The sequence below is a fragment of the Thalassobacillus cyri genome (assembly GCF_900107755.1).
GTDB classification, from domain to species: Bacteria; Bacillota; Bacilli; order Bacillales; family Halobacillaceae; genus Thalassobacillus; species Thalassobacillus cyri.
Map to the genome: position 1 here is coordinate 51,278 of NZ_FNQR01000020.1, position 20,387 is coordinate 71,664.

The following is a 20,387-nucleotide window of genomic DNA, read 5'->3' on the forward strand; positions in this document are numbered from 1 at the left end:
TTATAGTCTAGGAAATTATAAAAAATGATGGTTGTGGATAATATTTTGCAATGGGCCACATCCAGCTCCAGCGAATACCCCCTCGAGGTCTTAAGTCAATCCTTTCTGTGATTAGAAAAACTAGGCTTATCGCCGCATCCTAATGGCGAAAGCCTTAGTTTTTCTTATACTTTGATCCTTTAATAAAGTTAGTCTGTATTATAGTACAAAAAACGTTACGATGAGGCTTGACTTAAGCTTGTCGGGGGTGAGCAAGGCACCTGCGCCTTTGTCCTCCAGATCGATTTCTGGAAAGGAGTCGCGGGGCAAATTGGATTGGAAATGAACTCCCTAGGGGATCAAGCACGGAAAAATAACTTGTCCACGAAAACGCTGACTCGCAAAATTTTAAGCAAGCCTGTACCGCCAAATATGTCCAGAACACTATTGCTTTTGAACAAGGGACAAGTTTTTCTTACTTCTTCTCATTATCTATTCATCACCTATACATTTGCTACATAGACTTTATTAATCAGCTTTTGCCCATTATCTACAGGGGAGGTAGTACATTGGATATTTTAAAAAAGATTCAAAGTTACCGGGAAGAAGAGGAGAAGCTGAAATGGGAAGGAACCTTTTCTGATTATTTAGAGTTGCTGAAAGAAAGGCCTTATTTAGCTCAATCTGCACATTCGCGTGTTTATAATATGATTAAAGACGCAGGGATTGAAGAAGAACAGGGGCATCATAAGTACAAATTCTTTGAACATGAGATTTATGGACTGGAAGATGCGATGGAGAAGCTGGTCGAGGAATATTTCCACCCGGCAGCCAAGCGGCTGGATGTCCGGAAGCGGATTTTGTTATTGATGGGACCAGTCAGTGGAGGTAAATCTACTCTGGTCAATATCTTGAAACGGGGGTTAGAGAAGTATTCCCATACAGATAAGGGAGCGGTTTTTGCTATCAAAGGCTGTCCAATGCATGAAGATCCACTGCATTTGATTCCGCATCACTTACGACCTGATTTTGAAGAACAATACGGCATCCGGATTGAAGGCAACCTTTCGCCTCTCAATATGATGCGCGTCGAAGAAGAATATGGCGGAAGAATTGAGGATGTGCAGGTGGAACGCATCTTCTTCTCAGAGGATAAACGCTGCGGTATCGGTACCTTTAGTCCATCTGATCCGAAGTCACAGGATATTGCTGATCTTACTGGTTCGATCGACTTCTCGACGATTGCAGAATATGGCTCTGAGTCTGATCCGCGTGCCTACCGCTTTGATGGTGAACTGAATAAAGCGAACCGTGGGATGATGGAATTCCAGGAGATGTTGAAGTGTGACGAGAAATTCCTATGGCATTTATTGTCCCTGACCCAGGAAGGGAATTTCAAAGCAGGAAGGTTTGCGTTAATTTCGGCAGATGAGCTGATTGTTGCTCATACCAACGAAGCAGAATATCGTTCCTTTATTGCTAATAAAAAGAATGAAGCGCTTCACTCACGGATGATTGTGATGCCTGTACCTTACAATTTGAAAGTCAGTCAGGAAGAGCGGATTTATGAAAAAATGATTCGTCAGAGTGATATCAAGGACGTCCATATCGCCCCGCATACGCTGAAAATTGCTGCCATGTTCACGATTCTGACGCGGCTTAAAGATTCTACCCGTGGCCAGGTGGATTTATTGAAGAAAATGAGGCTTTATAATGGAGAGAATGTAGAAGGCTTCAGTGATGTGGATGTCGAAGAATTGCAAAAAGAGCATCCGGATGAAGGAATGAGCGGCATTGACCCACGGTATGTCATCAACCGAATCTCTTCTACAATTATTAAGAAAGAGATGACTTCAATTAATGCACTTGATGTACTGCGGTCATTGAAGGATGGGCTGGATAGTCACGCGTCTATATCTAAAGAAGATAAAGAACGTTATTTGAATTTCATCTCCGTCGCGCGTAAAGAATACGATGAATTGGCGAAGAAAGAAGTCCAGAAGGCATTCGTATATTCCTATGAAGAATCGGCAGTCACACTGCTGGACAATTACCTGGATAATGTAGAGGCTTATTGCAACAAGGCTAAAATAAGAGATCCGCTGACAGGTGATGAAATGAATCCAGATGAAAAGTTGATGCGTTCGATTGAAGAACAGATTGGAATTTCAGAAAATGCCAAAAAAGCATTCCGTGAAGAAATTCTTATCCGCATCAGTGCTTATGCCCGTAAAGGGAAAAAGTTCGATTATCACTCCCATGAGCGACTGCGGGAAGCGATCCAGAAAAAATTGTTTGCTGATCTCAAAGATATCGTTAAGATTACCACATCTACGAAAACGCCTGATGAGCAGCAACTGAAGAAAATGAATGAAGTGATTGCTACATTGGTAGATGAGTATGGTTATAATTCCAGCTCGGCAAATGAACTGCTCCGTTATGTAGGAAGTCTATTAAACAGATAAGCACTAAAAAGCATGTGGAAGGAGAATCTTTCACATGCTTTTTTTTGCTGTTTAATACGCTTTATTTCAATAGGTGTACTCTGGTAACTGATCTTCATAACTTTCAGGTTTTTCCAGAAGAATGATAGGGTATAGTGAATTTAAAAGGTGGTGTGCGTATGGGTGATAAAAGAATGGAGAAGAATAAGCCTAATAACAGTTCGATGGCAAAAGATATGAAAGAAATGAAGTATCAAGGAAGAGTAATGGAGCGTATGAATACGAATGAAGAAGTGAAAGATAAAGGCCAGGATCCTGATCCCAAACAGCACGAAAAATAAACCATACAACTTAAATTCCAAGTATTTTTCACATTGACATCATTCTTCCAGGCTTTACATGTTTAACATTGTTGAAAAGTTGTAAAAGACGTACCCACTGGTGCGTCTTTCTTGTTATAATGAATTTGTTGTTTTCAGTCGAATAATTAGGTTATAATTCTTGAAGAACAAATCACTCGAGCCTATAATGTTATTTGGGTTTGCAAACGTTTACGTCAATCACAACGATAGACAAATCTACATGGGGGTAATCAACTTGTCAAACAATGGGTCACAGGAAAGCTTTTGGGAAAACTTTCACGGCCCCAACACGGGGTACATCGAAGAACAATATGAACTTTATACAGAAGACCCTGATGCCGTCGATCCTTCTTTAAAGGAAATGTTCGATGAGCATGGGGCGCCTGTCTGGATGGAAGCTGGAGCCGAACGCACTACAAGCAATGGCGTAGCTGCACCATCAGAACAGGATATTGCAAAGGTGACCTCAGCATATAAACTTGTTGAGGCTATTCGTCGTCATGGACACTTAGAAGCGGACATTTATGCCGTTGGGGGGAAAGAACGGTATTCAGAGCTTCTTGATCCGGCTACCTACAATTTGACTGAACAAGATTTAGAAGCCATTCCGGCAAACTGGGTGTGGCCAGATTCCCCAGTTAACTTGAAAAATGCTCTTCAAGTGGTCAAAACGTTGAAAGAACGTTATGCAGGTACAATTTCTTTCGAATACGACCATGTAAATAATGAAGAAGAGCGGCAATGGCTGCAAGATAAGGTCGACACTGGTTCCTTCATCGTTTCTTTGAGCAACGAAGAAAAAAAACAGCTGTTGAACCGATTATTGGATGTTGAAGGTTTCGAGAATTTCCTCGCTAAAACTTTTGTCGGGCAAAAACGTTTCTCGATTGAAGGTTTGGACATCATGGTTCCGATGCTTGAACATATCATCCAGTCTTCTTATTCCGACGAAACGGAACATATCATGATGGGCATGGCCCACCGTGGACGTTTGAATGTACTTGCTCATATTCTCGGCAAGCCATATGATAAGATCTTTTCTGAATTCCATCATTCTCCGGATAAGGAACTGGTTCCATCTGAGGGGTCGATGGGAATCAACTATGGATGGACCGGGGATGTTAAATATCACTTTGGTGCACGCCGTGAAATCAAAAAAGGTGAACAGCATTCTACACGTGTGACGCTTGCACATAACCCGTCCCACTTGGAGTTTGTCAATCCGGTAGTTCAAGGGTTCACGCGGGCTGCTCAGGATGACCGCTCTCAAGCCGGTTTGCCTCAGCATCATCCAGATCGGGCTTTCGGTATCACGATCCACGGTGATGCAGCTTTCATCGGTGAAGGTGTAGTCGCAGAAACTTTGAACATGAGTGATCTGCCCGGCTATCGCGCTGGCGGTACAATTCATGTGATTGCCAATAACCTTGTCGGGTTTACCACAGACCGTGAACATGGCCGGTCTACGCGCTATGCGAGTGATCTGGCAAAAGGTTTTGAAATCCCTGTCGTGCACGTTAATGCTGATGACCCGATCGCTTGTTTATCCGCGGCAGCACTTGCCTATGAATATCGTATCAAATTCCATAAAGATTTCTTGATCGACCTGGTGGGGTACCGCCGCTACGGTCACAATGAAATGGATGAACCGCGTGCGACACAGCCGCACCTATATAAGGAAATTGATGAACATTCTACCGCTGCAACTATTTATCAGGAAAGACTGCAGCAGGAAGGTGTCATCAAAGAAGAAGACTTCAAAGAGATGAAAGTAAAAGGTGAAAACAAACTTCGTGAGCTTTATCAGAACATGAAGGAAAATGAAACAGCTGAACCAGAGGCTCAGAAGCTTCCAAAAGCGGTTGAAAACACGTTGGAAGAGATTGAAACAGCTGTTGATTTTAAGCGTCTGAAGGCTCTTAATGAAGGCATGCTGAAGCGTCCGGAAGGCTTCAATGGTTTTAAGAAGCTGGAGAAAATCCTGCAGCGTAGAAGCAAGATGCTGGATGATGGAGGTAAAGTAGACTGGGCCACAGCGGAAGCATTAGCATTTGCTTCTATTTTAGAAGATGGCCTGCCAATCCGACTTACCGGCCAGGATAGTGAACGTGGTACATTCGCTCACCGTCATATGGTCCTTCACGATGTCGAAACAGGGGAAACATACAATCCGTTGCACGGCTTGGAGCAGGCGAATGCATCGTTCGCTATTCACAATAGCCCACTTTCCGAAGCAGGTGTGTTAGGGTTTGAATATGGATATAGTGTCCAGGCACCCGATTCACTTGTATTGTGGGAAGCTCAGTTTGGTGACTTTGCCAATGCCGGGCAAGTTATTTTTGACCAATTCGTAGCAGCTGGTCGAGCGAAATGGGGAGAGAAGACAAGCATGGTCTTCTTACTGCCTCATGGTTATGAAGGTCAGGGACCGGAACATTCCAGCGCCCGTTTGGAACGTTTTTTACAGCTCGCAGCAGAAAACAACTGGACGGTAGCGAATGTTACGTCAGCTGCTCAATATTTCCACTTATTGCGCAGACAAGCTGCCATCAGCGGTAAAGAAGAAGCTCGTCCATTGGTGTTAATGACTCCTAAGAGTCTATTACGGAACCAGCGTATAGCTGATCCAGGTGAACGTTTCAGTGAAGGGAAATTCAACACCATCACACGTCAGCCTGGTTTAAGTGAAAATAAAGAAAAAGTAAAAACTTTACTGATCGGAAGCGGTAAAATCATGGTCGAGATAGAAGACGCTACCGAAAAGGCAGAAGGCCAAAACTTTGACTCGATTGCTGGTGTCAGGGTGGAACAAATTTATCCATTCCCTGATCAGCGCTTGAAAGAAATCATGGATGAATATCCCAATTTAGAAGAGTTGGTATGGGTACAGGAAGAACCGCAGAATATGGGGAGCTGGTACTTCGTCGAGGGTATCCTCCATCGATTACTAAATAAAGGCCAAATCCACCGTTATGTCGGACGTCCTCATCGTGCTTCTCCGTCAGTCGGTGAACCGAATATCCACAAGACAGAACAAAAACGTATCATCAATGAAGCACTTATGATGTCTAAAGGAGGAGATTCAAGTGAAAGAAATTAAGGTCCCTGAGTTAGCTGAGTCTATTACAGAAGGAACGATTGCCGAGTGGCTTGTCAAAAAAGGAGACAAGGTATCAAAAGGCGATCCGATTCTGGAACTTGAAACAGATAAGGTTAACGTCGAAGTAAATGCTGATGCCAGCGGAGTTTTGACGGAAATCGTAAAAGATGCCGGAGATGACGTCGAAGTTGGCGATGTTATTGCCAAAGTAGATGAAAATGGTGAAGCTGGCGGATCTTCTGATGACTCCTCCGATCAAAAAGAAGAGCCAAAAGAAGAGAAGAAAGAAGAGCCTAAAGGAGAAGCTAATCAAGAAAAGAAAGAAAAACCAAAAGAAAAAGAAGAAAAAGCTGCCGAGAAAGAAAGCGGAAAAGGCGATGTCGTAGCAACTCCTGCTGCGAGAAAACGTGCCCGTGAACTGGGTATCGAGCTTAGTGAGATTAGTGCCCGCGATCCATTAGGCCGTATCCGCCCTGAAGATGTAGATGCTGCTGCCAGTGGGTCTCAGGAAAAAGAAACGAAGCAGGAAGCTCCTAAAAAAGAGAAAAAAGCAGAGAAAAATAATGAAAAAACAGAATTCGATAAGCCGGTGGAGCGCGTGAAAATGTCTCGCCGTCGTCAGACAATTGCAAAGCGCCTGGTTGAAGCGCAACAAAACTCTGCGATGCTGACAACGTTCAATGAAGTAGACATGTCGGCCGTCATGCAGCTGCGCAAAGAACGTAAAGAAGACTTCCAAAAGAAACATGATATCAAACTGGGCTTCATGTCCTTCTTCACGAAGGCTGTTATCGGTGCCTTGAAAGAATTCCCACTATTGAATGCAGAAATTCAAGGAAATGAAATTGTGAAGAAGAAATTCTATGATATCGGGATGGCTGTATCCACTGATGAAGGTCTTGTCGTACCAGTAATCCGTGATGCAGACCGCTTAGGCTTTGCAGGCGTTGAAAAAGATATTTCCCGTCTTGCCAAGAAAGCGATCAACAAAGAATTGCAGTTGGATGAACTGCAAGGCGGTTCGTTCACGATTACAAACGGAGGTACTTTCGGTTCGATGCTTTCCACACCGATTTTGAATGCGCCGCAAGTAGGAATTCTTGGTTTGCACAACATTCAAAAGCGTGCCATGGTTATGCCGGATGACAGCATTGAGGTCCGCCCAATGATGTATATTGCCCTTTCTTATGACCATCGTATCGTCGATGGTAAGGAAGCAGTCCAATTCCTGGTACGTGTGAAAGAATTAATCGAAGATCCGTACGATCTATTACTGGAAGGTTAAAACTTTGTGAATCCTCGTCATCGAATGTGGCGGGGATTCGTTTTTTCTGATACATTGTAAGTACTAACAGGAAAGGTGGGATCATATGAAGACACCGCGTTCTTTCAACATGATTTTATACCCGAAAAAAACGATCTCCATAAATGGAGCAATTTATGATGTTGATCTCACCCATGATGAATTTTTGAATGAGTTCATGGACTGGGTTGAATCAAGAGGCTGGTCTTTTATGGGTCTGACAGAAGTAACCTCAGCAGAAAAAGCGAGTGAAGAACTCCTTGCACAAATGAAAGCCGAGAATAACGAAGAAAATGAAGAGGATTAATAATACCAGTATACATCTCATGGATCGTTGCCATGAGGTGTTTTTTTATTATCTAGGAAATTATAAAATATAATGATTGTGGATTACATTTTGAAGTAGGCTGAATCTAGCTTCAGCGCCTACCCCCTCGAGGTCTTAAGTCAAGCCTCTCTGTGACAAAAAACGTCACGACGAGGCTTGGCTTAAGCTTGTCGGGGGTGAGCAAGGCGCTTGCGTTTTTTGTTCTTTGGGGTAAATGTTGCTGTAAGGAAGAATAAGATGGAGAGAAACCGGAATTTGAATGCATTAAGTAAGAACGTCACCCAGTTAGGGGAGGATATCACTGTCTCCTGGACAAATTTTAGCATGGAAAGCAATTGCTCTCTTTTTCTTGGGGTATCCGTTAAATTTAATAGAATAGAGTACGGGCTGACTGAATCATTGTCAAATCAAGCTTTTTAAAGCCTATATTTTGAATATGATTGGTATTTTTTTAAATTAATAGTCTGAATATTTAATCAAAATCGACAAACCTGCATAGAATAGAATAATACTATAGCAGGAGGGGATGACGTTGGCTGAAGAGAAGAATTTTGTGATTGCAGAAGAAAATTGGTCCCTCCACCGAAAAGGACATGACGACCAGAAGCGCCATCAAGAAAAAGTTCAGGAGGCCATGAAGAATCAACTCCCAGATTTGATCACCGAAGAAAATATCATCATGTCTAAAGGCAAACATGTTGTTAAGATACCAATTAGATCACTGGATGAATATAAGATTCGTTACAATCATGATAAGAATAAACATGTTGGTCAGGGGGATGGAGACAGCCAGGTAGGCGATGTAGTAGCAAGAGATGGATCTGGAGACAAGAAAGCAGGAAAAGGTGAAGGAGCCGGAGATCAGGCCGGAGAAGACTACTATGAAGCGGAAATCAGTCTTGCTGAGTTGGAAGAAGCATTATTTAAAGAATTAGAACTGCCGAATCTGGAGGAAAAAGAGAAAGATAATATTGTTACCACGGATATCGAATTCAGTGATGTCAGGAAAACAGGGCTGACTGGAAATATCGATAAGAGACGTACCATGCTGGAAGCTTTCAAACGTAATGCCATGAAAGGTACTTCTTCATTTGCTCCGATTTACCCCGAGGATGTCCGTTACAAGACATGGAATGACGTGGTAAAACCAGAGTCGAAAGCGGTAGTCATAGCGATGATGGATACGTCAGGTTCGATGGGATTATGGGAAAAATATATGGCAAGAAGCTTCTTCTTTTGGATGAACCGCTTTTTGAAATCAAAATATGAAACGGTGGATATCGAGTTTATCGCCCATCATACAGAAGCGAAAGTAGTCAGTGAAGATGATTTCTTCTCCAAGGGGGAAAGTGGAGGAACGATTTGTTCTTCGGCTTACCGGAAAGCACTTGAGCTTATCGACGAAAAATATGCTCCAGACAGGTATAATATTTATCCTTTTCACTTTTCAGACGGAGATAATCTAACATCAGACAATAAACGTTGTATTCAGCTTATCGAGGAGCTTTTGAAGGTATCAAGTCTTTTTGGATATGGGGAAGTAAACCAATATAATCGCCATTCCAGTTTAATGCAGGTCTATAAAAAGATAGAACACCCGAAGTTCAGTTATTATGTATTACGGAAAAAAGCCGATGTCCTTTATGCCATGCAAAAGTTCTTAAGTGAAAAAGAAGAAGAAATGACCGTTTGACCAGCTCATTGAGCTGGTTCTTTTTTTGTTTAGGTTTTAGTCCATGTAAGGAGTGGAATGTTTTTACCCATAAGTAAAAAAGTCTATAATAGTATAATTACAAGCTTTCAGTTGAGGTGTTCCAGCAAAATGATTCAAGAGGTACTGCAGTATAATCAAATCATACTTTTAATCGCTTTATTATTGGTCACAAGTGTCGTCGTCACAAAGTTTTCATCGCGTCTTGGCGTGCCGTCACTGGTTCTGTTCATACTAGTCGGCATGCTGGTAGGGTCAGATGGATTGAATATCATCTACTTTAATGATCCTGAATTGGCACAAATTATCGGGGTAATTTCTTTAGTGATCATTTTATTTGAAGGGGGGTTGCAGACGAAGTGGGTAGGTATGAAGAAAGTCCTGGCCCCCTCGATTACGTTAGCAACTCTCGGTGTTGTACTCACAACTAGTATTGTAGCTATGTTTGTTAAATACATCCTTGGGGCTTCCTGGCTTGAAGCATTCCTGGTCGGTTCAATTGTAGGTTCCACAGATGCTGCAGCTGTGTTTGCTGTACTGAAAGGGAAGAATATTCGTAATAAACTTGAAGACACATTGGAAGTGGAGTCGGGTACTAACGACCCTATGGCAGTCTTTCTTACGATCACCTTCATTCAGTTATTGACTGAAGATTCTTCCAGCATCATTGGTTTGATTGGTCTGTTCTTCTGGCAGATGGGAGTCGGGGCCATAGTCGGACTTTTACTAGGGTACATAGCCAGTTACTCACTGAACCGGATCAACCTGGACTCAAGCGGACTTTACCCGCTTTTTGCTATTGCTTTCGCTTTACTCTCTTACAGCATCAGCTCGCTTGCACAAGCCAGCGGTCTGTTAGCTGTGTATCTAACAGCAGTTGTCATTGGTAATGCCGAGCTTGCTTATCGCTACTCTATCTTACGTTTCAACGAAGGGTTTGGCTGGATGGCACAAATCTTGATGTTCGTCATTTTAGGTTTGTTTGTTTTCCCTTCAGAGGTTTTCACTTCAGATATCATGGTGAGGGGAATATTAATCTCCTTGATTTTAATGTTCGTCGCACGGCCTGCTGCTGTTTATCTGGTACTCGCATTTTTCCGTTTTACAAATAAAGAAAAACTTCTGCTCTCATGGGCAGGACTGCGCGGGGCTGTTCCGATTGTTCTATCCATATTTCCAATGCTGGCAGAGGTAGAAAACAATCAGATGATTTTCAATGTTGTCTTTTTCATTGTATTGACATCTGCCCTGATACAAGGGGCGTCGATTACCTGGCTGGCAGAAAAGCTGTCCCTCGTTTCTGATAAGCTCAGCAATCCTATTCATTCACTGGAGCTGATATCAGTCGGGAAGGCTAACGTGGAAATTATTGAATTCGACGTTTCTGAAAATAATCGAATTACCGGTGAAAAGCTGGAAGATTTACAGTTTCCAGATAAGGCATTGATTAATGCGATCATTCGGAATGGTGACATTATCACTCCGTATGGGCAGACGAAGATATTAGCCGGTGACACGCTGTATGTGACCGTTTCGAAACATGTGAAAAAACAAGTGCAACAAGTTTTGAGTGATGTTAAAGAGGGAGTAGAAAAGGAAGAATAGTAAAAGTAAGTGTTTTATATGTCACGAGAAAAGCCGAGCTGATTTCAGCTCGGCTTTTCTCGTAGCAGCTATGATATTTTTTTTGAATCGTTATGATATATATTACATGATTAATTATAAGAAAGTGTAATCTATTTGTAAACCCTTTCTCAGAAATTTATACCATTTTCATGTTTTACAGTCAAAGAATCTTGTCAAAGGAAGGTATTTTAGGTTTTCATGGGGAATATAACAGAAAGAATTGTTATATCGATTATTGTCGAAACAATCATCTTTAATAAATTGTTTTTTGAATATAATTATCCTACAATTAAAAACGGTTTGTGCTGAAAGGAGAGAAAAGAATGGAGAAGCAGATAGGATTTATCGGCTGTGGGAATATGGCCCAGGCGATGATCCAGGGGATGTTGAAAGCGGGGGTTGTCCATAAAGAGCAAGTTTCCGCTACAGCAATTACAGATGAAACGATCGAAGGGGCTGCCTTCCGCTTCGATATTGATACATCGAATAATAATAAACGATTAGCCAGTGAAAGTGACATTTTATTCCTTGCTGTCAAACCGTATATTTACAAAGAAGTGATTGAAGAGATTAAATCTTTTGTAAGAAAAGATGCTATCATCATAACGATTGCTGCAGGCATTACGGTTTCCGATATTGAAAATTCCTTCGACCATCAGGTCAAAGTGGTGAGGACGATGCCGAATACCCCTTCACTTGTTGGAGAAGGAATGAGTGTATTGTGCCCGAATGAGTATATCACTATGGAAGAGCTGAACGAAGTTAGAGATATTTTTGAAAGCTTTGGAAAAGCTGAAGTGATGCCGGAGAAACTTATGGATGCCATTCCGGCAGTCAGTGGATCAGCACCAGCCTATGCTTATATGTTCATTGAGTCGATGGCGGATGGAGCAGTGCAGCAAGGGATTCCGAGAACCCAGGCATACAAGTTGGCCGCTCAGGCTGTGCTTGGAGCGGCCAAGATGGTACTTGAGACTGGAGAACATCCAGGGAAGCTGAAGGACGATGTCTGTACCCCTGGTGGGTCTACGATTGAAGCGGTAACAGCCCTTGAAAGTGCCGGTTTCAGGGGGGCAGTTCAATCTGCAATGGACGCCTGTACAAAAAGAGCTAAATACTTATCAGAAAGCAAGAAATGAAAGAAGCCGTTAATCGGCTTTTTTTATGATCTATTATATGAGAAGGGGTTGCATAACCTGCTAAAAACGAATAATATATTAAATGTTGTTACTATTATTCGGAAAGTCAGGTGTTTGTATGTCTAAAGTTTTTCGCCTCCAAGAAAATAATACGAACCCACGGACAGAAGTGATGGCAGGAATAACTACATTTCTAACTATGGTATATATCGTGGTTGTAAATCCTGCTATTCTTTCTTCAGCAGGAGTTCCTTTTGAACAAGTATTTATGGCAACGGTCATTTCTGCTTTAGTGGGTACATTGATTATGGCTTTTGCAGCTAATTACCCGATAGCAATAGCACCTGGAATGGGGTTGAATGCCTATTTTGCCAGTGTGGTTGCTTCTCAAGGGGTATCTTATCAAATAGTATTCGGAACGGTCTTTATAGCTGGCCTCTTATTTATTTTATTAAGCTTGACCAAGTTGAGAGAGACGTTGATTATGGCAATACCTGCTTCATTAAAATACGGAATCACTTCTGGAATCGGTCTCTTTATCGCTTTTCTCGGACTGAAAATGTCAGGAATAGTCGTTCCAAGCGAAGCGACAATGGTGACCTTTGGGGATTTGCACCAGCCGGTGACTTTGCTGACTCTTACTGGTTTATTCATTACATTGGCCTTGATGGCGAGGAAAGTAAAGGGTGCGCTCTTTCTTGGCATGGTGATTACCGGAGTCATCGGTTATTTCACCGGCCAGCTTCAATTTGAAGGGTTCATTTCGGCACCTCCAGTTCCCGTGTTTTTTGATATTGATATCAGCGGTGTTTTCGCTAATGGATTATATACAGTGATTTTTGCGTTTTTGCTGGTGACCATTTTTGATACCACTGGTACCATGATCGGGGTTGCCGAGCAGGCTGGTTTTATAAAAGAAGATGGCAGTCTGCCTCGGGCGAAATCCGCTTTGATGGCTGATGCAATAGCTACTACTACCGGGTCCATGTTTGGTACAAGTCCGTCAACTGCCTATATCGAATCTACTTCCGGAGTAGCAGCCGGCGGACGGACAGGTTTGACCTCTTTAGTCGTGGCGATGCTGTTTTTCCTATCTATTTTCTTATCTCCGATCGTAGCTGCCATTTCCAATTTGCCAGCAATTACAGCCCCAGTGTTGATTATCGTGGGCTGTTTTATGATGGAAGGGCTCGCACGCGTCGATTGGAGAACATTTGATGAAGCTTTTCCTGCTTTTGCAATTATTTTGACTATGCCGCTTACATCAAGCATAGCAACTGGAATTTCGATAGGATTTATTACCTATCCCTTATTGAAGCTGGCCAGTGGGAAAGGGAAAGAAGTCCACTGGATTTTATATACCTTTGGAATAATTTTCATTCTCCAAATGATATTCTTCCCTGCACATTAATATAGAACGAGAAGCCATCCAAAAAGCTGGATGGTTTTTTTTTGACTCTATCCATAAATGACTAAAGATACCATTATCGTTCATACTAAGAACAATTATGTATTGATTTAGGTGGTGAGTGGGATGGGATATCGCAGACGCAGGTCAGAGCAAAACAAAAATCTGGATGATCTAACAGGCAGTACAAATAAAAAAGAACCGAAACAACCAAGTTTTTCGAAGCTTTCCGATAATATCGATTATCTCACTCAAGCCCTAATGTTATCGAGCGATTTAAAGGTAAGAATTTTACAGGATGGCACAGCTGCAATCCTGTTTTTCGAGTCGCTTGCTGATAATGAACAAATGCAAGAGCAGATTTTCAATCCGATAGAACAAGGGAAATGGGGATCTATTTCTGAATTGCCTCATGGCAGCCATACAGAAGACCTGGAGGAATCCCTCAAGAATCTTCTACAAGGTCATGCTGTCTTTATAGAAGATGGGAATAAAAAACTTACCCAATTCAGTGTTACATCTGTATTCAACCGAAGTGTGGAAGAACCGGATAACGAAAAAGTCGTGCGTGGTTCCCATGAAGGTTTTGTTGAAAATCTGATGATCAATATCAACCTGATTCGGAAGCGCATCCAACACCGTGATTTAATAATGAGATATTTTAAAGTAGGAAAGAAAACAAACACCAATATAGCTATTGCTTATATGGATGGTATAGCTGATCCGAAATTAATTGATGAAGTGGTCAGGCGGATTGAAACTGTAACAGCAGATGAAATCTTAAGTCCTGGTTATATGGAAGAATTCATTGAGGATTCTACATTTTCTCCTTTTCCTCAAGTCTTGAGTACCGAACGTCCGGACCGTGTTGTGGCAAATATCATGGAAGGAAGAGTCGCTTTGATAGCTGAAGGAAGTCCGACTGTTCTTATACTCCCTGCCACTTTTTTTATGTTTTATCAATCTCCGGATGATTATAATTCCCGCTGGTTTTCTGGAACTTTCATTCGGTTGATCCGGTTGATGAGTTTTGTAATTGCTATCGGTTTGCCAGCCTTTTATATTGCTATTATCGCTTTTCACTATGAAGTGCTGCCATTTGATCTTATTATTCCGGTCAAAAGTTCGATTAATGATATTGCTTATCCTCCGCTAATTGAGGCATTGATCATGGTAGTACTGTTGGAATTGATACGTGAATCCGTGTTAAGGCTGCCGGCGCCTGTCGGTCAAACAATTGGTATCGTCGGTGGTTTAGTTATTGGGGATGCGATCGTACGGGCTGGACTCGTATCAAATCTCATGGTTATCGTAGTTGCTTTGACTGCGATTGCCTCCTATGTCGTACCATCTCATGAACTAAGTACGTCACTGCGTATATTAACATTTCCGTTAATCATTATGGCAGGGACATTGGGGTTCGTTGGCATCGTTTTTGGCATGATGTTCATCATCATCCACCTAAGCAAATTAGAGTCATTCGGCGTGCCTTATTTCGCTCCGGTGTCACCGTTGCGCTTGAAAGATCTAAAGGATACATTCGTTCGGTTACCATTATACCTTTTAAACACCAGACCGAAGGATGCCAGGCCTCAAAAGATGAAATCGATGGGTAAATCAAGGGAGTGGAAGAACCGTGGCAAATCCAAGTAATACCTCAGGGACCCAATCCCAGCAAAAGAGACAAAAGATATCTCTTCGGCAATTCTTCTTTCTGATTGTCCAGACACAGATAGGGGTCGGCGTATTGACCTTGCCTTATGACCTTCAAAAGGCAGCTGGCCATGATGGCTGGATATCGTTATTGCTTGCCAGTCTTCTCCTTCAAATTGTTCTGTTGTTCTTTTGGCTGCTTGCAAAGAGGTTCCCTGATAAAGACCTGCCTCAATATACAGAAAAAATTCTCGGGAAATGGGCAGGGAAAGTAACTAATTTATTCTTTAGTATTTATTTTATTGCAGTGGCTGCTTTAGTTTTAGTTTTATATTCAAGGATTTTAAAGTTATGGATACTCCCTGAGACACCAAAATTTGTTGTTGTTTTTCTTATGATCATGGCAGGTATATATATGGTCTGCTGCAGTGTTACCGTCATGGCAAGAATTTACACCCTCCTATCCGGGCTCTTGGTGATGTTGTTTATTGCGCTCCTGTATGTTCTTACAGAGATTCAGATCGTTTATTTATTACCAATAGGTAAGGCAGGGTGGACAAACATACTTAACGGCATTAATGCTGGAGTATTATCTTTTCTGGGATTCATCATTATTTTATTTATCTATCCTTTTGTGCAAGGGAACGATAAACAAAAATTAAAAACAATATTTTTCTCTCATTGGTTTGTGCTTGTTTTTTATCTGTATACGTTGTTTGTCACTTTTGGATTCTTTGGTCCGGAGGAGATAAAGCTTGTGCCTTCTCCTGTACTTTATAGTTTGAAAGCATTTGAATTCAGTATTGTAAGCCGCCTGGATATGTTCTTTTTATCTATTTGGGTAGTTTCAGTATCGACTTCATTCACGGCCTATCTGTTTATGGCTGGTACAACTTTTACCCGTATCCTTAATGCAAAGAGTAGCAAGCATTTTTTTATTTGGTCCGCTGTTTTGATACTGGCTGTGACCTATATCCCGGGCGAAGGCAAGGAAGATGTAGAGAAATTCGGCAGTATGATTTTAAAGTTCGGGTATCTATTTTCTGGTATCCTGCCTTTCCTTCTATTTATCGTTGCTTTACTGCGTAGAAAAAGGACACAGGGAAGTGATACCAAATGATTAAAAAGTTAGTATTGGTTTTAATCTGTGTGACGTTACTGACCGGCTGTTGGGACGAGCGCAGCTTCAAAGAGGTGAAATTGGTCTTAGCTGTTGCATACGACTTAAGGGATGATGGACGCATTAAAGGTACAGTCTTTATCCCCACCGTAACAAGACAAGCAGAAGGCCCTAGCCAACAACTGGTGGAAATCCTGACAGCAGTTGGTGAAAACTCAAGAGATGTAAGGCATAAAATTGATGAAAAATTGTCTAATATATATGACCCAGCTAAGATGCAGGTTATTTTGATAGGAGAAGAACTGGCTAAAAAGGATATCTATTCAATATTAGACTCCTACTATCGAGATCCCAGGAGTAATTTGAATGCATTAGTAGCCATTGTGGAAGAGGAAGCAGCGGAAGTCGTTAAAGTTAACACCGAGCAAGAGACAAGTATCAGTAAACACATCGTAGGTTTATTACAGGCGATGGAACATGCCACGCATACGACGGGGGAAAACCTGCAACTGATATGTGCCGAAATGTTCGAGCCTGGGCAGGACTTTGTTTTGCCCCATTTATCTATGGATGAAAAGAGTGGGGTAATCGAATTCAGAGGCCTGGGATTGATACAGGAACGCTCCTATAAAGATGAAATCCCTCTGGAACACGCAACATTGCTTTTGCTGATGATGGACTATTTAGGGGATACAGCCCAGATCACTAAAAAAGTCAGTGACAAAGAAGAATTTCGAATAATGAATTATATAACCACCGAAGTGAAGGGAAAGAAACGTAAGTTGAATATAAATACATCTGGAGGAGAAGTAAAAGTAGACCTTACTCTTGATTTGCGTATGAATATTGTAGAATATCCACATGACAAGCTGGAAAAAAAGGAAGAAGTAAAGAAGCTGGAGAAAAAGTTATCGGAACTTCTCACGAAGGATGCTGAAGGAATTATAGCAAAGTTAAAGGAAGCAGAATCGGATGTATTCGGTATCGGAAGAAGGTTAGAAGCCTATCATTACAAGACATGGAAAAAAATCGATTGGAAAAAAGAATACCCAAATATCGAAATCACCCCGAAAGTGAAGGTTACCATTGAAAATCATGGCATCATCAATTAAGGAAGAATTTTGTCAAATTGTGAAACTTTCTGCTTATTGAAACCGTCTACAATGGTAGAGAAAATTTTGAAGCAGGGGGAGCTTACATGAAAGGTAAATCAGTGGTTGTTTATGCCGGAATATTGTTCCTTATCGTATTGATGATTGGATGCCAGACGACCAAAGCGGTACCGCACGGCTATTTTGATTATGACCAGAATCAGGCACAACAGGCAGCAAACCAATTAGATTTTGATTTGGATCTGCCGGAGTTCATTCCGTTTGAGATGGTGATGATGGTGTCAGATATATATACAATCGATGGTGCTGAGGCGCTGGATCTCAGCTTTTACACCGATGAAAATGATTTATTGACCCTCCAGTTTATTGAGGGGAACGTCGAACCAGACTTGTTTTCACCAGAACAAGTGGCCATTACTGATTCCCTTTCCGGCCAGTACGTTGATAATTCATTTGCTAAATCAGTGACATGGCAGAAAGACGGGGTCACCTACAAGATGACTTATCGTCCGAGTAACTTTGCAGACAACAATAACGACGTGGAAAAATCAGATTTACTTGATGTAGCACGCTCATTCCATTTTTAATAGTACGCCAGATCATGATTCAATGGTCTGGCGTTTTCATTTTACTTTAATGATTAAAGGATAAGAAAATACCTGGGAATTGGTGATGAGTCATGTCTTACTAGTGTACATGAAAACTTATAAAGTAGAAGAAACTAAGTCAGATATCTTCGTAAAGGAGAGAAAAAACGTGGGAAAATGGTTCGTATGTTTGTTTGTGTTCATTTTCTTGCTGATCACAGGAATAGAAAATCAGGTAGATGCAAAAACAATGACCTATCATGTGAAACCAGGGGATACGATGTGGAAAATCTCTCTCCGTTATGATCTTTCTTTGAGTGAATTTATAGAGAGCAATGATCATATCGAGAATCCGGAGGTGATTTATCCAGGAGACCGGCTGCGGATTCCTTCCGGAGAAATTACAGAAACAGTAGTTGAGCTTACCAACCAAGCACGAATACAAAAAGGGATCAAACCGTTGCATATGGATGAGGCGTTGGAACGTGTCGCAGCTGCGAAAGCTGAAGATATGGCTGAAAATAGCTACTTCAGTCACCAATCACCTACGTATGGTTCTCCCTTTATGATGCTTCGTGATTTCCGAATAGACTTCGAACGTGCAGCTGAAAATATAGCGGTCGCACCGTATTATCCCGAGGAAGTTGTTTCCCAATGGCTGGGGCACCCTGGTCACCGAAAAAATATATTAAACACCAGGATGACACATAGTGGAGCAGGGTATGCAGAAGGAAAGAACGGAAAGGGATACTATGTACAATTTTTCATTCAAAAATAACAGCAACGGACATAACCGTGATGACGTCTCCTAATAATTTTGTTAAGGTGAATAAAGTCCTTAGGAAAATAGTAAAAAAGATCGACCGTTCACAAGACTTTCAAAAATTGTAAACGTTGATATGACAAGGATTTCAGTTTTATGACTTAAAATTACACTTGCATGACGTCTGACAACCTGATAGAATCCAATATGAAATGATCCTATGTAAGCATTTTCATTATGGGACGGACAACTTTGAGGGAGGAAGAAAATATGGGAATTTTATTAGGTCTTTTGGCCATTGTCGTCGTGCTGGGTATTGCATTTTTGATGTCCAATGACAAAAAGAATATCAACCTTCGTGGAATTGGAATCATGCTTGCTTTGCAGCTGTTTACTACATGGTTCATGTTCAATACAGATGTCGGACAAGCAATCATCGGAGCAATTTCTGCTGGTTTCAATAAATTGATTGAGTTTGGTTCAGAAGGTGTCAACTTTGTACTTGGGGGAATTGCTGTCGAAGAAGGCGGCGGAGGCGTATTCTTTTTCAACGTACTGTTATTGATTATCTTCTTTGCTACTATCTTATCGGTATTGACTTATTTGAAAATCTTGCCTTTCATCATTAAATATCTGGGACAGGCATTGTCATATATCACAGGACTTCCAAAAATCGAGTCCTTTAACGCGGTCAACAGTATTTTCTTCGGTCAGTCCGAAGCTTTGATTGCAATCAAATCTCAATTCCATCAATTGAATGACAACCGTCTTTATATTGTCAGCGCATCTGCAATGGGGTCTGTTTCTGCTTCCATCGTAGGGGCTTACCTGGGAATGCTTCCGGCCCAATATGTACTGGTAGCTCTGCCATTGAACATGTTCAGTGCTTTGATCGTAGCTTCTATCATTGCGCCTGTCAAAGTGGACAAGAAAGAAGACACAGTGGAAATCCAGGATGTTTCCAATGCGAAGAGCTTTTTCGAAGCGATGGGTAACGGTGCCCTTGATGGTGGACGTATCGCTTTGATCGTTGCAACCATGCTGATTGCTTTCATTGCATCCTTAGAATTAGTGAACTGGGCATTTGCAGGAATCTTCAATGGATTCACCTTGCAGGAAGCTTTAGGTTATGTCATTGCTCCAATCGGTCTATTGATGGGCATTCCGGCTGCTGAAGTTATCGATGCTGGTGCCATCATGGGTACTAAGATTGTAACAAACGAATTCGTAGCTATGCTTGAATTCCAGAACATGCTGGATCAAGTTTCTGAAAAAACGGTTGGTGTTGTCACCGTGTTCCTGACTAGTTTCGCTAATTTCTCTTCCATCGGTATCATTGCTGGTACGGTGCAGGGGATCGACTCAGAAAAAGGTGGAAGAGTTTCCGGTTTCGGTATGAAACTATTGATTGGTGCTACGCTTGGTTCTGTTCTATCTGCAACAATTGCTGGACTATTTCTATAAGAACCTGATAGGAAGTGCTATCCTTTTAAGTAAGGATAGCACTTTTTTGTATAGGCTCTGATTTTACCGATAAGCTTCCTTTTGCTGAAGACTCAGTTTCGAGAGAAACTGTTTCCGTTATGGTGTGAGCGTTTGGAGGTCCGGGAAATCACTCGCTTTCTATGGGCATGTGGTGAGCTTCCTCAGGCTTCGCTGCAGTGCACCCCTATTGTTGGACACTCATCTGACAATAGGAGGTGCTCTTATGAGCCAGTATACCCCCGAAGAAAAACTACACATTATTAAACG

General features: G+C 41.7%; 15 protein-coding genes. All 15 read left to right on the plus strand.

Annotated features, from left to right (window positions below):
• Positions 1–548 precede the first annotated feature (548 nt).
• Entirely contained in the window at positions 549–2,444 is a 1,896-nt protein-coding gene (locus BLV00_RS18455) for a PrkA family serine protein kinase (RefSeq protein WP_093046415.1), read from the plus strand.
• A 158-nt stretch (positions 2,445–2,602) separates the two neighbouring features.
• Positions 2,603–2,764 (plus strand): hypothetical protein, encoded by a 162-nt coding sequence (locus tag BLV00_RS22100; protein ID WP_176791714.1) that lies wholly within the window; start codon positions 2,603–2,605, stop codon positions 2,762–2,764.
• Positions 2,765–3,005: 241 nt separating this feature from the next.
• Positions 3,006–5,885: a 2-oxoglutarate dehydrogenase E1 component gene (locus BLV00_RS18460; protein WP_093046416.1), complete on the plus strand. Its 2,880-nt coding sequence runs from the start codon at positions 3,006–3,008 to the stop codon at positions 5,883–5,885.
• Positions 5,872–7,170 (plus strand): 2-oxoglutarate dehydrogenase complex dihydrolipoyllysine-residue succinyltransferase, encoded by a 1,299-nt coding sequence (gene odhB, locus BLV00_RS18465; RefSeq protein ID WP_093046417.1) that lies wholly within the window; start codon positions 5,872–5,874, stop codon positions 7,168–7,170. The genes BLV00_RS18460 and odhB overlap by 14 nt, the downstream gene beginning before the upstream one ends.
• 109 nt (positions 7,171–7,279) lie before the next feature.
• The gene (locus tag BLV00_RS18470) at positions 7,280–7,495 is read left to right on the plus strand and encodes a hypothetical protein (protein ID WP_093046431.1); all 216 of its coding nucleotides are present in this window, start codon (positions 7,280–7,282) and stop codon (positions 7,493–7,495) included.
• Between the two features lie 547 nt (positions 7,496–8,042).
• Positions 8,043–9,209: a sporulation protein YhbH gene (gene yhbH / locus BLV00_RS18480; protein ID WP_093046419.1), complete on the plus strand. Its 1,167-nt coding sequence runs from the start codon at positions 8,043–8,045 to the stop codon at positions 9,207–9,209.
• Between the two features lie 129 nt (positions 9,210–9,338).
• Positions 9,339–10,832, plus strand: coding sequence for a potassium/proton antiporter (locus tag BLV00_RS18485; RefSeq protein ID WP_093046420.1), 1,494 nt, complete (start codon positions 9,339–9,341; stop codon positions 10,830–10,832).
• A 344-nt stretch (positions 10,833–11,176) separates the two neighbouring features.
• Positions 11,177–11,992, plus strand: a complete 816-nt coding sequence (gene proC, locus BLV00_RS18490; protein ID WP_093046421.1) for a pyrroline-5-carboxylate reductase — start codon at positions 11,177–11,179, stop codon at positions 11,990–11,992.
• 118 nt (positions 11,993–12,110) lie between these two features.
• Positions 12,111–13,403: an NCS2 family permease gene (locus tag BLV00_RS18495; RefSeq protein WP_093046422.1), complete on the plus strand. Its 1,293-nt coding sequence runs from the start codon at positions 12,111–12,113 to the stop codon at positions 13,401–13,403.
• 123 nt (positions 13,404–13,526) lie between these two features.
• Positions 13,527–15,053 (plus strand): spore germination protein, encoded by a 1,527-nt coding sequence (locus BLV00_RS18500; RefSeq protein WP_093046423.1) that lies wholly within the window; start codon positions 13,527–13,529, stop codon positions 15,051–15,053.
• Entirely contained in the window at positions 15,037–16,173 is a 1,137-nt protein-coding gene (locus tag BLV00_RS18505; protein ID WP_093046424.1) for a GerAB/ArcD/ProY family transporter, read from the plus strand. The genes BLV00_RS18500 and BLV00_RS18505 overlap by 17 nt, the downstream gene beginning before the upstream one ends.
• Complete coding sequence (locus BLV00_RS18510) at positions 16,170–17,285, plus strand: Ger(x)C family spore germination protein (RefSeq protein ID WP_093046425.1); 1,116 nt, start codon at positions 16,170–16,172, stop codon at positions 17,283–17,285. Before BLV00_RS18505 ends, BLV00_RS18510 begins: the two co-directional genes overlap by 4 nt.
• 86 nt (positions 17,286–17,371) lie before the next feature.
• On the plus strand, positions 17,372–17,872 hold the full coding sequence (locus tag BLV00_RS18515; RefSeq protein WP_093046426.1) for a hypothetical protein: 501 nt from the start codon (positions 17,372–17,374) through the stop codon (positions 17,870–17,872).
• Positions 17,873–18,041: 169 nt separating this feature from the next.
• Positions 18,042–18,650, plus strand: a complete 609-nt coding sequence (locus tag BLV00_RS18520) for a CAP domain-containing protein (protein ID WP_245729018.1) — start codon at positions 18,042–18,044, stop codon at positions 18,648–18,650.
• 255 nt (positions 18,651–18,905) lie between these two features.
• Positions 18,906–20,099 carry a NupC/NupG family nucleoside CNT transporter gene (locus tag BLV00_RS18525; RefSeq protein ID WP_093046427.1) on the plus strand — a complete coding sequence of 398 codons (1,194 nt, stop codon included), beginning with the start codon at positions 18,906–18,908 and terminating at the stop codon, positions 20,097–20,099.
• Positions 20,100–20,387: the final 288 nt, after the last annotated feature.

What these genes read in the sequence shown, in the direction of transcription:
- proC (WP_093046421.1), top strand. Translation starts at nt 11,177, where the DNA reads ATGGAGAAGCAGATAGGATTTATCGGCTGTGGGAATATGGCCCAGGCG.
- BLV00_RS18515 (WP_093046426.1), top strand. Translation starts at nt 17,372, where the DNA reads ATGAAAGGTAAATCAGTGGTTGTTTATGCCGGAATATTGTTCCTTATC.
- BLV00_RS18510 (WP_093046425.1), top strand. Translation starts at nt 16,170, where the DNA reads ATGATTAAAAAGTTAGTATTGGTTTTAATCTGTGTGACGTTACTGACC.
- yhbH (WP_093046419.1), top strand. Translation starts at nt 8,043, where the DNA reads ATGACGTTGGCTGAAGAGAAGAATTTTGTGATTGCAGAAGAAAATTGG.
- BLV00_RS18495 (WP_093046422.1), top strand. Translation starts at nt 12,111, where the DNA reads ATGTCTAAAGTTTTTCGCCTCCAAGAAAATAATACGAACCCACGGACA.
- BLV00_RS18485 (WP_093046420.1), top strand. Translation starts at nt 9,339, where the DNA reads ATGATTCAAGAGGTACTGCAGTATAATCAAATCATACTTTTAATCGCT.
- BLV00_RS18525 (WP_093046427.1), top strand. Translation starts at nt 18,906, where the DNA reads ATGGGAATTTTATTAGGTCTTTTGGCCATTGTCGTCGTGCTGGGTATT.
- BLV00_RS22100 (WP_176791714.1), top strand. Translation starts at nt 2,603, where the DNA reads ATGGGTGATAAAAGAATGGAGAAGAATAAGCCTAATAACAGTTCGATG.
- BLV00_RS18460 (WP_093046416.1), top strand. Translation starts at nt 3,006, where the DNA reads ATGGGGGTAATCAACTTGTCAAACAATGGGTCACAGGAAAGCTTTTGG.
- BLV00_RS18500 (WP_093046423.1), top strand. Translation starts at nt 13,527, where the DNA reads ATGGGATATCGCAGACGCAGGTCAGAGCAAAACAAAAATCTGGATGAT.
- BLV00_RS18470 (WP_093046431.1), top strand. Translation starts at nt 7,280, where the DNA reads ATGATTTTATACCCGAAAAAAACGATCTCCATAAATGGAGCAATTTAT.